Origin of the sequence: Cellulophaga baltica (genome assembly GCF_900102165.1) — a bacterium.
Lineage (GTDB): Bacteria > Bacteroidota > Bacteroidia > Flavobacteriales > Flavobacteriaceae > Cellulophaga > Cellulophaga baltica.
On record NZ_FNBD01000055.1, the window covers coordinates 1 to 1245 of the forward strand.

The following is a 1245-nucleotide window of genomic DNA, read 5'->3' on the forward strand; positions in this document are numbered from 1 at the left end:
AAAGATAAAAGCAAAATATTTATATTTAGCTAAGTAATAAACCGAAACGTAAGTGCTTATCACCTGCCCTACGTTTCTTATACTTAACGTTGTGCTTCATTATAACAAAAATTGCGAATGATAGAAAAATCCGAAATTGAAGAAATATTAAGAGTTGCGGATTCCGGATATCTTTTTCATCGTGAAGGACAAGAACTTGAATACAAAGAACAATTCAATTTTTCGTCTCTTGCAGACTATTTCAGAGATTTTGCAGCATTTTCTAATAATAAGGGAGGCTATTTAGTTTTTGGGATACAAGACTCACCAAGAATACCAAATGGATTATCTAAAACCGCATTAGACCAATTTGAAAAAATTGACCCTGAAAAAGTAACTGGATTTTTACTAAATATATTTTCTGGAAATATAAATTGGGAACAAGCTATTTTTAAGATTGACAATAAACATTTTGGAGTGTTCAGAATCTACAATGCACATACGAAACCAATAATCGCAAAAAAAGACGAAGGAAAAGACCAAGTAATTAAAAATGGAGAAATTTATTTTCGTTATGGTGGAAGAACACAAAGAATTCAATTTCCTGAATTAGAAGCAATTATCAATAAGAGAGTTGAACAAAACAATTCACAATGGATTGATTTGGTAACAAAAATAGGTAAAGCAGGACCAGAAAATGCTGCAATACTTGATACAGAAAGGTCAGTTATCGAAAAAGAAAATTCGAAAATATTAGTCATAGATGAAAAATTAGCTTCCCAATTAAAATTTATAAAAACAGGGGAGTTTAGCGAGAAAAAAGGAGCCACAACGCTCAAATTAGTTGGAAATGTAACTTCAATTGACCACATAGAAGTCATAAAAAAAGTAAAAGAAGATTTAATCAAACAGTTTCCATATTCTGCAACGCAATTAGCATCGGAAGTGAAAAATTTAATTACAACTATTAGCAACCAAGATGTTTGGAGAGTAATAGGAGAAAATGACTTGAAAAACAATTTTGACTATTCGGCGTATAATTTCAGAAACAAACAGCAAGAAGATAATTTTAAATCTAGCGGAAAAATGCCATCAGGCTGTCCAAGTATTTATAATAAAAATGCGATTGAATTTATAGCTAAAATTTTAAAATTGGAACATAAATAACGAAGCACAATCGAGTAGACGGCTCCGCCCCTAATTAGGAACGGAGTGCGCCTCTCACACCACCGTACATACGGGTCTCGTATACGGCGGTTCAATAAT

1 protein-coding gene is annotated in these 1245 nt (G+C 32.1%); it reads left to right on the forward strand.

Annotation, left to right across the window (positions count from 1 at the left end; all coding sequences use genetic code 11):
- Positions 1–117: 117 nt before the first annotated feature.
- Positions 118–1146: an ATP-binding protein gene (locus BLQ19_RS20860; RefSeq protein ID WP_074539667.1), complete on the forward strand. Its 1029-nt coding sequence runs from the start codon at positions 118–120 to the stop codon at positions 1144–1146.
- Positions 1147–1245: the final 99 nt, after the last annotated feature.

Coding starts and splice junctions, on each gene's coding strand:
- BLQ19_RS20860 (WP_074539667.1), top strand. CDS start 118: ATGATAGAAAAATCCGAAATTGAAGAAATATTAAGAGTTGCGGATTCC.